The sequence below is a fragment of the Litchfieldia alkalitelluris genome (assembly GCF_002019645.1).
Taxonomy (GTDB): Bacteria; Bacillota; Bacilli; order Bacillales; family Bacillaceae_L; genus Litchfieldia; species Litchfieldia alkalitelluris.
Genome location: NZ_KV917374.1, coordinates 2,017,238 through 2,030,704 on the forward strand (window position 1 = coordinate 2,017,238; position 13,467 = coordinate 2,030,704).

The 13,467-nt window shown below is 36.5% G+C and carries 11 protein-coding genes; 9 read left to right on the top strand and 2 right to left on the bottom strand.

The genetic code is table 11. The features are described 5' to 3' along the window. The first annotated feature begins 25 nt into the window (after positions 1–25). The 5 genes from BK579_RS09250 (at position 26) to BK579_RS09275 (ending at position 6,622) form a co-directional block, all read left to right on the top strand. A complete protein-coding gene (locus tag BK579_RS09250) occupies positions 26–1,552 on the top strand; it encodes a DHA2 family efflux MFS transporter permease subunit (RefSeq protein ID WP_078544911.1) in 1,527 nt (508 codons plus the stop codon). Positions 1,553–1,977: 425 nt separating this feature from the next. Next, entirely contained in the window at positions 1,978–2,793 is an 816-nt protein-coding gene (locus tag BK579_RS09260; protein WP_078544913.1) for a cobalamin-binding protein, read from the top strand. Between the two features lie 235 nt (positions 2,794–3,028). Next, complete coding sequence (locus BK579_RS09265; RefSeq protein WP_078544914.1) at positions 3,029–4,006, top strand: NAD(P)H-dependent flavin oxidoreductase; 978 nt, start codon at positions 3,029–3,031, stop codon at positions 4,004–4,006. Positions 4,007–4,861: 855 nt separating this feature from the next. After that, entirely contained in the window at positions 4,862–6,043 is a 1,182-nt protein-coding gene (locus BK579_RS09270) for an MFS transporter (protein WP_078544915.1), read from the top strand. 132 nt (positions 6,044–6,175) lie between these two features. After that, the gene (locus tag BK579_RS09275; protein ID WP_078544916.1) at positions 6,176–6,622 is read left to right on the top strand and encodes a DinB family protein; all 447 of its coding nucleotides are present in this window, start codon (positions 6,176–6,178) and stop codon (positions 6,620–6,622) included. Between the two features lie 153 nt (positions 6,623–6,775). On the opposite strand, the gene BK579_RS09280 is transcribed toward BK579_RS09275, so the two are convergent. After that, positions 6,776–7,162 (bottom strand): SET domain-containing protein, encoded by a 387-nt coding sequence (locus BK579_RS09280; protein WP_078544917.1) that lies wholly within the window; start codon positions 7,160–7,162, stop codon positions 6,776–6,778. Positions 7,163–7,491: 329 nt separating this feature from the next. Between BK579_RS09280 and BK579_RS09285 the strand changes: the two genes are divergently transcribed. Further along, a complete protein-coding gene (locus tag BK579_RS09285) occupies positions 7,492–9,060 on the top strand; it encodes a histidine kinase N-terminal 7TM domain-containing diguanylate cyclase (protein ID WP_235848398.1) in 1,569 nt (522 codons plus the stop codon). A gap of 453 nt (positions 9,061–9,513) precedes the next feature. After that, positions 9,514–10,422, top strand: coding sequence for an aminoglycoside phosphotransferase family protein (locus tag BK579_RS09290; protein WP_078544919.1), 909 nt, complete (start codon positions 9,514–9,516; stop codon positions 10,420–10,422). Positions 10,423–10,552: 130 nt separating this feature from the next. Here the strand turns inward: BK579_RS09290 and BK579_RS09295 are convergent, their stop codons facing one another. Further along, positions 10,553–11,347: a VLRF1 family aeRF1-type release factor gene (locus BK579_RS09295; protein ID WP_078544920.1), complete on the bottom strand. Its 795-nt coding sequence runs from the start codon at positions 11,345–11,347 to the stop codon at positions 10,553–10,555. A gap of 157 nt (positions 11,348–11,504) precedes the next feature. Between BK579_RS09295 and BK579_RS09300 the strand changes: the two genes are divergently transcribed. Further along, positions 11,505–12,626, top strand: a complete 1,122-nt coding sequence (locus BK579_RS09300) for an NAD(P)/FAD-dependent oxidoreductase (protein ID WP_078544921.1) — start codon at positions 11,505–11,507, stop codon at positions 12,624–12,626. A gap of 25 nt (positions 12,627–12,651) precedes the next feature. Further along, positions 12,652–13,026, top strand: coding sequence for a nucleotide excision repair endonuclease (locus BK579_RS09305; RefSeq protein ID WP_078544922.1), 375 nt, complete (start codon positions 12,652–12,654; stop codon positions 13,024–13,026). Positions 13,027–13,467 lie beyond the last annotated feature (441 nt).

Below are 13,467 nucleotides of genomic sequence, written 5' to 3' on the forward strand. Positions count from 1 at the left end.
ACAGTATACACAGGGGGAAACATCAATGGAACAATCCATAAATAAACCAACAACACGTCCCAACTATGGGGTTTTAGCTGTCTTAATGATCGGTGCTTTTATTGCATTCTTAAATAATACGTTACTAAATATAGCTCTGCCTTCGATTATGACAGATCTGAAGATTGACGCACCAGTTGCACAATGGTTAACAACAGGCTACATGCTAGTTAACGGAATTATGATTCCAACAACTGCATATCTCATTCAAAAGTATTCTGTTAGACGACTATTTTTAGCAGCAATGGTGTTTTTTACACTTGGAACGATTGTCGCAGGATTATCACACGTTTTTCCATTATTACTAGCAGGTCGTATGCTTCAAGCTTCCGGTTCTGCCATTTTGATGCCACTATTAATGAATGTGATGTTAGTTAGCTTCCCGATTGAGAAAAGGGGAACAGCGATGGGGATATTTGGTCTGATTTTAATGGCTGCACCAGCAATTGGTCCTACTTTGTCCGGCTGGATTGTTGAACACTATGATTGGAGAATGCTTTTTCATTTTGTCACTCCAATTGCCATAACGGTTTTATTAATTGGCTTATTCTTACTCAAGGATAAGAAGGAAAAAGTCGATATTCGTCTTGATCTACTTTCATTAGTATTATCTAGTATTGGTTTTGGTGGAATTCTATATGGTTTCAGTTCGGCAGGGACAAAGGGTTGGGATAGCCTACATGTCTATCCTACGATTATCATTGGGGTTATTTCATTATTCACGTTTATTTTACGTCAATCTAAATTAGAAAGACCGATGTTGAACTTTAGTATCTTTAAGTATCCGATGTTTGCGTTATCTTCATCAATAACAATGGTGCTTAACATGGCGATGTTTTCTGGGATGCTTTTAATCCCTATTTATGTCCAAACAATTCGAGGGATTTCTCCTTTTGATGCTGGACTAATGATGCTGCCTGGAGCTCTTGCCATGGCACTGATGTCACCAATCACGGGAAGATTATTTGATAAATATGGTGGTCGTGCTTTAGCGATCATTGGTTTGACCATTATGACTGTGACAACTTATCTATTCAGTACATTAACATTTGAAACGTCCTATCATCAGTTAATGATTTTACATGCGGTTCGAATGCTCGGAATGTCGATGGTGATGATGCCTGTATCAACAAATGGCCTTAATCAGTTACCAGCACGATTCTATCCACATGGAACTGCGATGAATAATACATTAAACCAAGTATCAGGAGCCATTGGTACTGCATTACTTGTGACGATTATGTCTAATAAAACAGAATCAAGTGCAACAACTTTAACAGCAGAAGCAGTCAAGTCTTCAGTTGACTTATCTTCACCTGAAATGCAAATGCAGCTTTTACATCATTCAATGTTAGACGGTATTAATTTTGCGTTTTTCGTCTCAACATTCATTGCGGCAGTTGCTTTAATTCTTGCATTTTTTATTAAAAGAGCCACACAAGCAGAAGATCAGTCTTTCAAAAAGCCAATGGAAGGTAAAGTAGTATCAGAGGCTGTTATCGGAGCAAAGTAAATATTAAGTAAGCTAGGCACAAATTCTTAAGAGGGTTTGTGTCTTTTTCTTTTGAGAAACGTAGTTTTATACAAGGGTTTTACCGGAAGTTGATAAATGGCGAAAAGTCGATGATAAAACTTGAAAAGTGGCTAATAAAAGTCCAAAAATGGCTAATAAAAATTAAAAAGCGGTTGATACCAAACCACAAGTCGTTAATAAACGTTATAATCGAAGGATTAGAGGGTTCTTTTGTGATAAAATCAAACAATTTTCCAAAAAAATTATGGACTGACTAAAAAGGATGAGTCAGTCTTTAATAAAATACGAGTTAGCTAAAGTATCTCCAAACTAAAGTAATCGTTTTAAATAGTAAGAGTATAATTAAATGAACTTAATAATTAACCGTGCTATTTTATCCTAAACAATAAAGGGAGGTTCTGACTTTGAAATTAATATCCATCTGTCCAAGTAATACAGAGTTATTAGCTTATTTAGGATTAATAGATTCATTAATAGCTGTTGATGATTTTTCGGATTGGCCGAAGGAAGTGAATTTACTTCCTAAACTAGGCCCTGATTTAACGATTGATATGGATCTTGTTGAAAAACTTCAACCTGACTTAGTATTAGCGTCTCTTACTGTACCGGGAATGGAACGAAATATTGAAGAGCTTGAGAAACGAAACATTCCGTATGTGATCGTCCCTAATCCTAAAACTTTAAGAGAAGTTGGAGAAGGCTTGTTATTTGTTGGAAAAATCACGAATACCTACGAAAGGGCAACAAAGATATACAAGAAATTTACGGAGCTTCTTAATACCTATCATTCTTTATCCATGAAGGTGGAACACCCAAAAACAATTTATTGGGAATGGTGGGCTAAACCTATTTTTACCCCTGGTGCTAGTAATTGGTTAACAGAAATTAGTAGATTAGCAGGAGGAAGAAACCTATTTGAGGATAAACTTGAAGCAAGTGTAAAAACAGATTGGGAAGAGATAAAAAGAAGAGATCCTGATGTCATGTGTATTGTGTGGGTAGGTGTACAAATGGAGAAGGTTAACCCAAAGGTCATTTACAAACGCCAGGGGACAGAACAATTGAAAGCGATTAAAACCAATCAAATACATATATTAGAGGAACCATTATTTTGCAGGCCATCACCTAGATTGTTAGTTGGTTTAAATAAAATCGCAAGTATCCTACATCCGCAAATATTTCCGGCATTGTATGAAAAGGAAGATCCTTTAATGGATTAAAAGATCCTTTCCGTACAACATTAATAAACCATATCCTTCAGTAATGATGTATCAAATTGTTCATTTGTTATACATATTTGAAAGATGTTTCACAATATTGTAATAATTGAAACCAATTATTAGTACCTAGTGACAAAGTTCATTGTAATTCACCCACTCGATTGCTAACATACGAAGAGAAAGAGCGGAATAAACAAGGATTTTTACACTTACACAAAAAGAAGGGTGAATGAAAATGAACTTTCCAGAACTTAAAATTGGCCATATGAAACCGAGAGTACCGATTATTCAAGGGGGCATGGGTGTTGGTATTTCTTTAAGTGGATTAGCCTCAGCTGTTGCAAATGCAGGTGGTATAGGGATCATATCAGGAACTGGTATTTCCGTAGATGAATTAAAAAGTCACATTAGAAAAGCGAGAGAATTAACAAAAGGTATTGGGTATATTGGCGTGAATGTACTATATGCAATGACTGGGTTCTCGGAAGCAATGAAAGCGGCATTAGATGAGAAGGTGGATTTTATTATCTCAGGTGCAGGTATTTCAAGAGATATGTATGCTTGGGGGAAAGAATATAATATTCCAGTCATCTCCATTGTTTCATCAGCCAAATTGGCAAAGATGTCACAAAGATTAGGAGCGTCTGCAGTTGTTGTTGAAGGTTTTGAAGCAGGTGGCCATCTAGGAACCGATCGACCATTATTTGATATATTACCGGAAGTGGTTGAAGCCGTCGAGATTCCGGTAATAGCTGCTGGGGGGATTATTAACGGGAAAGATGTGAGAAAAGCATTGGAAATGGGTGCTTCTGGAGTACAAATGGGATCAAGATTTGTAGCAAGTAATGAGTGTGACGCACCACTTTCTTTTAAAGAAAAGTATCTTAACAGTAAAGAAGGAGATACGACGTTAATTAAATCAGTTGTCGGCCTAGAAGGAAGAGCCATTAGAAATGCTTTCACTGATAAAATTAGTGACGATAAAAAGGTGAAGATTGACAAATGTGTCAAATGTCTTAAAAAGTGTTCACATCGTTTTTGTATTCTTCAATCACTATTAAATTCACGTGATGGAGATGCGGAAGAAGGGCTAGTATTTAGTGGCTCCAGAGTACATGAGATAAATGATATTCTTCCGGTTAAAAAAATAATTGAGAACATCATGAATGAGTATAGTGACGGCAGAAGCTTAAGCACTAGTTTTCCTGGATGAGGAATTTTGATGCTCTTGGTTAAATAAAACATTTTAAGAATCAGTTTCTAAAGCTGGTTCTTTTTAAAAAGATAAGAAACTATAAACTTTTGGACTACCACAGGGGTTGAACTGTGGTATTTTTCGTGTATGGAGACTAATATCTTTAAACAAAAGTTTTTTAATAAACATCAACATTGGGAAGCACATCGCCATCTTCTAAAGAATTTATGGATGAGGCTGCAGGGTCAGCTTTGTTGATTTTTCGCGTAGGTATAGGAACTCATAGGCGGAGAAATTCCGGTTAATGTATCTAGGAGGGGCATAAGAAGCTGATATAAGCGGACGAATTCCGGTTAACTGCTCTAATATGTGACTAAATCTAAAGATTAGGTCCATATAAGCGGAAAAAGCCCGTTATTTTTACGGGAAAGTTGATATTTTCCAAATTAAGCGGAATTTTTCCGGTTAAATTCAACCACAGTGAAATAAACATGATAGGACACAACCATACCATTTGAAAAGAAAGCAAAAGTAACTCCTTGAGTAGTAGCAGGTCCACATACCTTTGTAGATCCTATGAAAGCTTGCGACTAATTAATAGATTTTCAATGAATTAATCATCTCCCTTTTGGAAGCGAATTCATTAGCGCCGGAATTAGTAACTACCCGCCTTATTCAAATATGTTTTTTGTCAAGATCAACAGTGGTGGTAATTAAAAAAGCTGAAGATGGATTGATAAAATCAAAAAAGTTAGTTATAATACTTTGATGAAGTAAAGCATTCATTTTTTTTATTTATTTAGGAAACCGGTTTCCGCTCTGTGGACGGACAAATTTAAATTCATTTATATCGAAAGGCATGTGACAACACATATGAGTACGACAGCACCGTTAAAGTCATTTTTATTCTTTTTACAAGCGATTGGTTTTATATGTACATCTTATTTACCGCTTTATTTATTCCACAAAGGATTTTCAGCTTCACAGGTTGGAATTCTTTTAGCGATTGGTCCATTTGCTTCTTTAATTTCCGAACCGATGGGTGGCTTTTTAAGTGATAAAATAAAGAGTATCAAGAAAGTTTTGTTGATTTGTATTATCGGAATGCTAGTTTCGGGTATCATCTTATTTCAATTAGATCATTTTGCAGCAATAGCGCTAGTCATCTACTGTTTATTCTTTTTCTTAGCACCTTCAGGGGGATTGAGTGATAGCCTATCTCAAAAAACTGCAGATCAAACAAATGTTTCATTTGGTAGCATTCGATTATGGGGATCACTGGGGTTTGGGATCGCGAGTATTACTATCGGCTACCTTTTAGCTTATATTGGTGGTGTTGAAAATGTTGTCGTCCCATTTGTCCTTTTTTGTGTGATTGTTTTAGTAGCTTGTCTATTTTTAAAAGATATTAAAGTGACTGATTCATCAGCAAAAGTGAATGTCAAAGATGCATTCCTATTATTTAAAAATATCCCTTTTGTGTTATTTTTAGTGATTGTGTTATTTATCACCTTAGGGCATCGAGCAAATGATTTATATTTAAGTATCTTTATTAAAGAGCTAGGTGGGGGCGAAACGACAATCGGTTGGGCGTTTTTCTGGGGAGTTTCCACTGAAGTCCTCGTCTTTTTTACAAGTGGCTTATGGTATCGAAAATTTAAAGATTTAACCTTTATTATTATTGCGGCAGTACTGTACGGTGTCCGTTTTATCGGGATGTCGTTTGCTACAAGCCCAGTCGAGCTTTTATTTTATCAATTATTACATGGCTTCACATTCGGCATTTTCTTTACGGTCGCACTTTCATATGTAACGAAAATTATTCCAGCTCAACTTCAATCAACAGGTCATGTGTTATTAATCTCTGTCTTCTTTGGTTATTCCGGTATGATCAGTGCTTTACTCGGCGGAAAGCTAATAGAGTCATATAGTATTTCTTCACTGTACTTATTAATTGGTAGTACAGCATTGTTTGGAGCTTTATTATTAACAGTATATAAAATGTTTGTAAAGGTGGAAGAAATAAACGTAATACAGGTAAAAAAAGCCGTATAAGTATGTGAAAAGTAAGGCGCATTTCCAATGAAATGTGTCTTTTTATCATTTTAGGATACTTATTATTGAAACCATGAATATACTTTAAGATAGGTTTTTTCGAGGATAAAAAAGAATGCTGGGAGTGATGAAATGGAGAGAGTCATTAACAGGTTGAACTACTGGTTAGATAAGATTCCTGCTGAGATGAATCAACTATCTGAAGAAGATGTCTCTACACGCCCTTATTCAAACAAGTGGTCCAAAAAAGAGATATTAGGTCATTTATGTGATTCGGCTATTCATAATTTGTACCGAGTCATAAAAATTCAAATAGAAGAGCCACCGTTTTTGATAAAACCTTATAATCAGGAAAAATGGGTCGTTATTCAGGATTATCACAATCAATCACTGGAGTCCATATTGGCTCTATGGTGTAGCTTGAATTCTCAAATGATAAAAGTCATTCGTAATATCCCTGACGAAAAACGATCATTTAAATGTGTGGTCGGTAATACGGAAATCAAAACATTAGAATGGTTAATCCAAGATTATCTTGATCATTTGGAACATCATATTAAAAATCAGCTTTTAAACTAAAAACAGGCACTTATCATTTCGATAGATGCCTGTTTCTTTACATTTTACCCAGTTTGTCTCTAGTTCCTCATCAGCTTTTTTTGTACTCTCCCAGAGAGCAAGCTTCTTAGTAGAGGTCCTTTTAGCACTTACGGCCTGACCAAGGGGCAGTTCTTATTCTTCGTCTTCTCTATCAAACCACAAGAGCTCTTTATCATCTACATCTCCATTATAGTTAATAAAAATCTCTTCTCCTGCTTTGATGTCTTTGTATGCATAATAATCAAATGTGTGTTTTTCAAAGCTAATTTCATAGAACGCATTAGGTTTATAGGAATGGTTAAATAACATTCCATATCCAAGTAAAAGGGCTGTATGATTTATTCCATATTCAAACGCATAATCAGCAAGTAATGTTTTTTCAATATGTTCATGTTCATCATTTGGATATGCAATGACCGGAGCCTCATGAATTAATTCCCCTTTTGCAATATCGCGTGTAGCAAATACGCCTCTATTAAATTCGCCATCACTTACTTTGGACGACTTGATTTCAATCATGTATTTCACCTACTCATCTTCTTTAGTTTCTCATCTGACTTTAACACAGTTACATTCATTGGGCAATTGAGCAATTCATTCTAACGCGATTGATATTAAAAGCGAAAGTTTTTTCATGTAAATTTAGTTATCTGTTATAAAGAAAAGCTATTTTCCGTAAAATGTTTTGTAAATGATCATAGGAAATTACTACATAAAATTGTCACATTTCTCTAATAGCGCCAGAACTACTCTCTACTAATGTATAGGTAATTTTTACTAGTCTAGCTCTATTAGTTGATATATAATAAGTAAAATTATTACTTTTTTTAAGTTGGAGTAGATGAATCATGCAAGAGCTATTAATGTATATTTTAATTATGGTGATGGGCGGTTTATTAAGTCTTTTTCTAAGCTTATATACGTTAATAAAGATCAAAAATGCGCCAGGAGCTAATTATTTTATCATTTCAACATTGCTAGTAGGATTATTTACATTTGCCTATGCATTTGAACTAGCAAGTCCGACCATCGAACAGATTAAATTCTGGCTAAAGGTTGAATATATTGCATTACCATTTATTCCTGTATTCATCTTGTTAATGTGTTTTCAATATGCTGGACAGAAAATTCCACGGTGGTTGTATTACTTTTTATTTGGGATCCCCATTTCAACGGTGTTTATGAACCATACTAATGAGTTTCATCAACTATATTACACATCAATGGAACTTCAAGTGACTGAACCTTTTCTAATTATTGATCTTGAGGGTGGGCCATGGTTTTATGTGCATTCTTTTTTTCTATATTTGTGTATCACTGCAAGTGTAGTTGTGTTGCTCAGACAACTAAAAAAGCGATCTTATAGATTCAAGATGCAGATTTTATTAATGGTTGCAGGATTGTTAGTTCCTATTGTTGCAAGTGTTTTTTATTTAGTTGGATTGAGTCCCCGTGGTATTGACCTTGGACCTGTTTCAACTTGTATTTCTTTTATTTTTCATGGGATAGCACTTTTGTCGTTTCAGATGTTTAACCTTGCGCCAATTGCTAGAGAAACAGTGTTTGAGAATATGGGCGAAGGAGTAATCGTATTAAATCCAAATGATGTGATCGTTGATTATAATCAGGCCCTGCTTAAAGTCATTCCAAACTTAGATCATCACTGTATTGGAAAATCAATTAGTGCCATTTTAAAAGATAACATGAAGCTAGCAAACATCATCTTGATGAAAGAGGAATGTGATTTCGAGTGGCATGATAATGGTGAATTTACTCATTATCATATTCGTTTTTCTTCTGTAAAAAATAAAAAAAGCTTAGAGTTAGGATGTATTGTTTCTTTTGTTAATATAACTGAACGAGTTAATATGCAGAAACGGCTACAACTACTTGCTAGTATGGACGGATTAACGCAGGTATATAACAGAGCTTTTCTTGAAAAGAAAGCTGAAGAGCTCCTAAAAACCCTAGTGACAGAGGGAGGAAGTATATCCATGCTAATGTTTGATATTGATCATTTTAAAAATGTAAATGATACATTCGGACACGAAGCTGGAGACCTAGTGTTAACTCAGGTGACCAAGTTAGCAAAAGATAGTCTAAGGTCAAAAGACATGATCGGTCGTTATGGTGGAGAAGAGTTTATTATTTGTATGATAAACACTCCTTTCGAGGAAGTCCTTGAATTAGCCAATAAGATCCGGCTAAACATCTCAGACCTTCGATTGAATCTAAATGGAAAAGACATTCGTGTGACCTCAAGCTTTGGTATTTCAAACAAAGACATACCATATGGAGAAGACACCATAACAATTAAAGCACTGATGAGACAGGCTGACCAAGCGCTATATACTGCAAAAAATAACGGGAGAAACTGTGTGAAGTTGTTCAATGAAATCTATGAATATACTGGGTAGACACTTATGCTAAATAAGTATTTCGCACCATGGTGAATGAAAATGGTTACTCCTAAGTGTGGAATGAGTGTAGAGCCACTCGACTCCTGTGAGATCTAGCGGTTTCGTGAGACCCCACAGGAGCCAAAAGGGCGACGAGGAGGATCACGGACCGCCCCACGGTATCCCGCGAGTGGATGGCAGCTCATGGAACTCCACAACCAAAGTTATTTTCAGGGTAGGCCTCCATACTAATTAAAAATTAGCACCATGGAGTATGAAAAAATATACTTAGCCTAGTGTCTAGCTACAGGCGCTATCGGCTCTCAGGTCTAAGTCAATCCATCTAGAAGGTTAAAGAGCAACCTTCAAGCCGTCTTGTCTTATGCCTGTCGCCGATGAACGAGCGCCTTCCGCTTTTCTTTTTTCAGGGTAGAGGGGAAGTTAGTTCTCTTAAAAAGGGGGACGTGAGAAATGGATTTTCAAGAAAACTTTATCAAATCGATTCGCTTGTACTTTAAAGAAGAGGGAGAAGTATGGTTAAAGAAGTTACCAGAACTGATTCGATACAGTGAAGAAAAATGGAAGTTGAAACTAAACCAACCATATTTACTTTCCGTAAATTATGTTGCACCTGCTGTAATGGAAAGCGGTGAAGAGGTCGTTGTAAAAATCTGTTTTTCCTCGGAGGGATTCATGGATGAATTAGAAGCTATGAACACTTTTGAAGACGGAATGGCTAAACTATTAGATTGGGATGATGTTCATCATATCTTTCTCCTTGCAAAATTATCTCCGGGACATACGTTAGCCGAAATAGAGGATGATGAGGAAGCTTGTAAAATTGCAGCTGATGTCATGAAAAAACTTTCTAAGCCACCTTCACCAAATACTCGAATTAAAACAACAAAAGCTAGAGAAGAAGCTCTTCATAAAATCATGACTGAACACCCAGATGGTCTTGGACCAATCACTAGTGGAATGCTTGAAAAAGCCTTAAACATCTTTTCATACCTACATAAAACACCTCAAGATTACTATCTTCTCCATGGTGATTTTCATCATTATAATATTCTTTCATCAGGAGAAGGTGAGTGGATAGCGATTGACCCTAAAGGTTTAATAGGCGAGAGGGAATACGACCTGATTCAATATTTACTAAATAAACTTCCTAACAAAGGTGTATACGAAATCATCTCAAAGCGGGTTGAGATTTTAACGAAGGAACTTTACCTGATTGAAAAGCGTCTTCTGCTCTGGGGTTATTGTCATACTGTATTAGCGACGGCTTGGTCTGTTGATGATCATGGTGTATTTGATCTGGCGTTTTTCAATGGGATTGAAGTTTTTGAGAGAATGTTTGAAGAGAGATTTGTGTTATAGAAAGAGAGAGAACCTGTGCCTGTTCTCTCTCGAATTATATATTCTTTCATTCTTCAGTCTCAAGTACATCATGTTTCTGATAAAAATTAAAATCAATGTCCATTAATTAAATAATCTTCTATCTAGTATCTTACCCTACTAATTCCTTTAACACCTTATGCTCATTTTCGTTAAGAAGGTTTTTCTGAATTTTCTTATGAACCTTCTTATTCATGGACTCTTCTAAAAAGTCGGTTCCTTCTCTATCACCAACAAGCATGATTCTTTCCCAGTTTTGTTTAGCTGCAATTTGATCAAGCATACTGCCAAAGCTCTTCCACCATCTTTGTTGATGTACTTTGACGCGGTTGTCAACGTGATCCTGTTGTGTTGCACTTGCGCCATTGCTAATTGAACTAGGTTGTGGTCCTGCATGAATTCTCCAATTTTCATCATCTAAATCAAATTCATAGGTTTCAGTGTTGTGTAAGGTACCAAAGCTCGTTTCAATAATTTTCGCTTGATTTTGTTGCATCAATACAAGTGCAGTAGAGGGATAGTTTTCATGTAAAGCTACTAACTGATCAAGCATTGGTTGCTCTTCCCAGAAAAAGTAGGTGTCTACTGGAACTTGAAGCTCAAATACCTCCCACAGTGATTCATCTGCTGTTGCAAAAAGAATGATACTTCTTGGGAGATTTCTTTTCATACTTAATACATAAGGTTCAACTTTTTCTCTAATTTGCTGTAAATTCCTTAGCTCTTCGGTGGAACTTGCTTCTAAGTATTGTTCGAGGCGATTAAAGCCATTTTTTAGTGCGATTTCCCATTCGCCGCCTTGTTGATCTTGATCACTACGGTCAGTGTTTAAGTACATAGTAAGAATTTTATCCGGTTTCACGCGTTGTTCATACTGGAGTTGTTTTAATTTCTTTTGAAATGTCATTTGTACTCCTCCTCTTTATGTGGCTATTATCCTTTAGACTATTTTCAGGGTGTCTAAACATTTATTCGCAAAGTTAGCTCAGATTTGTGTATGTAAGATTAGTTAGGTAAAATAATGAAGTGATTCTAACTATGAACGAAAAAGGTGTTTATTTTACATGAGGAAGTATATTGTTGTTGGTGGAGGTATTCTTGGAGCATCGACTGCTTACCATTTATCAAAAGCAGGAGCAAACGTTGTGTTAATTGATCGAAACGATAAAGGACAAGCTACAGATGCTGCAGCTGGTATCGTGTGTCCTTGGATTTCACAACGTCGGAATAAGGCATGGTACACGCTTGCTAAAAATGGAGCGAAATTTTATCATTCACTAATTGAAAAATTAAAGGAAGACGGTGAAACTGATACAGGTTATAAGGTCGTTGGCGCAATCAGTTTACATACGGATTCAAAAAAATTAGACCAAATGATAGAACGTGCACATAAAAGGCGTGAAGAAGCTCCTGAAATTGGTGAAATCACAAGACTAACAGCACAGGAAACACAAGCTCTCTTTCCAGCACTATCTGATGAATATGAATCTGTTCATATTAGTGGAGCAGCTCGTGTTAATGGAAGAGCACTCAGAGATTCACTTACCCGCGCGGCAAAAAAACATGGAGCTGAAGTGGTTAAAGGAGATGCTACATTAATCCACGACAATTACATAACTAAAGGTGTAAGGGTAGAAGAACAAACATATTCTGCTGAAAAAGTGATTATAACAAGTGGTGCTTGGGCAAACCAATTACTAAAGCCACTAGGAATTCACTTTCTAGGCTCGTTCCAGAAAGCACAAATCATCCATCTTCAAATGGTAGATGTTGAAACTGATTCTTGGCCGGTTGTCATGCCACCTAATAATCAATATATAGTAAGCTTTGCTGAAGGAAAGATTGTAATAGGTGCTACACATGAAGATGATACTGGATTTGATCTGCGTGTAACGGCAGGTGGAGTGCTAGAAGTACTTGAAAAAGCATTAAACATTGCACCGGGTCTCGCTGATTGCACATTAATTGAAACGAGAGTTGGTTTTCGGCCGTTTACACCTGGATTTCTTCCAGTAATCGGACAAGTACCTCAATACGAGGGTCTTCTTATTGCCAACGGATTAGGTGCTTCTGGGTTAACTGCAGGGCCTTACTTAGGACAACAATTATCAAAACTAGCACTAGGTGAAGAAGTAGAGCTCGATTTAAGTCAGTATGACATAAATGGAGCCATTCAAAAGAAATGAACATACATAAAGGACGTGACTTATAATGATCAAAATTGACATTCCAAAGCCAGACATATCCATCACCCAAAGAAAACAAGTGATGAAAGAAGGGGAGCCTGAGATTAAAGATATTTACGGCTTCATTGATTTCCATGAAATTCCAAGAGATAAAGGCGGAATCTTCCTGTTTTTTAGCAATAGAGATGAACTTCTTTTTGTTGGCAAAGCCCGTAAACTAAGACAACGAATCAAAAAACATTTCGAGGATAACGTATCTCCAATCAAAAACCACCGAAATGAAGTATATCGAATTGATGTATGTGTAGTAGAAGATCCAATGGAACGAGAAATCTATGAGACATATGCAATCAATACTCTACAGTCTAAATACAATGTTGATAAAGTGTTTTATCAATAAGTTTTGATTTGACTATATCTGGTGCGAGGTTCAGACAGCTTTTAGCGTTTGAGTTGAGAAGCTGTCCGAAGTAGAGCAAGGTTCAGACAGTTTTTAGTGTTTGAGTTGAGAAGCTGTCCGAAGTAGAGCAAGGTTCAGACAGCTTTTAGCGTCTGAGTTGAAAAGCTGTCCGAAGTAGAGCAAGGTTCAGACAGTTTTTAGTGTTTGGCTCCGAAAGCTGTCCGAAGTAGAGCAAGGTTCAGACAGCTTTTAGCGTTTGAGTTGAAAAGCTGTCCGAAGTAGAGCAAGGTTCAGACAGTTTTTAGTGTTTGGCTCCGAAAGCTGTCCGAAGTAGAGCAAGGTTCAGACAGCTTTTAGCGTTTGAGTTGAAAAGCTGTCCGAAGTAGTGTCAGGTTCAGACAGCTTTTAGCGTCTGGCTCGAAAAGCTGTCCGAAGTCGTGC

What these genes read in the sequence shown, in the direction of transcription:
- BK579_RS09250 (WP_078544911.1), top strand. Translation starts at nt 26, where the DNA reads ATGGAACAATCCATAAATAAACCAACAACACGTCCCAACTATGGGGTT.
- BK579_RS09265 (WP_078544914.1), top strand. Translation starts at nt 3,029, where the DNA reads ATGAACTTTCCAGAACTTAAAATTGGCCATATGAAACCGAGAGTACCG.
- BK579_RS09270 (WP_078544915.1), top strand. Translation starts at nt 4,862, where the DNA reads ATGAGTACGACAGCACCGTTAAAGTCATTTTTATTCTTTTTACAAGCG.
- BK579_RS09275 (WP_078544916.1), top strand. Translation starts at nt 6,176, where the DNA reads ATGGAGAGAGTCATTAACAGGTTGAACTACTGGTTAGATAAGATTCCT.
- BK579_RS09280 (WP_078544917.1), bottom strand. Translation starts at nt 7,162, where the DNA reads ATGATTGAAATCAAGTCGTCCAAAGTAAGTGATGGCGAATTTAATAGA.
- BK579_RS09285 (WP_235848398.1), top strand. Translation starts at nt 7,492, where the DNA reads ATGCAAGAGCTATTAATGTATATTTTAATTATGGTGATGGGCGGTTTA.
- BK579_RS09290 (WP_078544919.1), top strand. Translation starts at nt 9,514, where the DNA reads ATGGATTTTCAAGAAAACTTTATCAAATCGATTCGCTTGTACTTTAAA.
- BK579_RS09295 (WP_078544920.1), bottom strand. Translation starts at nt 11,347, where the DNA reads ATGACATTTCAAAAGAAATTAAAACAACTCCAGTATGAACAACGCGTG.
- BK579_RS09300 (WP_078544921.1), top strand. Translation starts at nt 11,505, where the DNA reads ATGAGGAAGTATATTGTTGTTGGTGGAGGTATTCTTGGAGCATCGACT.
- BK579_RS09305 (WP_078544922.1), top strand. Translation starts at nt 12,652, where the DNA reads ATGATCAAAATTGACATTCCAAAGCCAGACATATCCATCACCCAAAGA.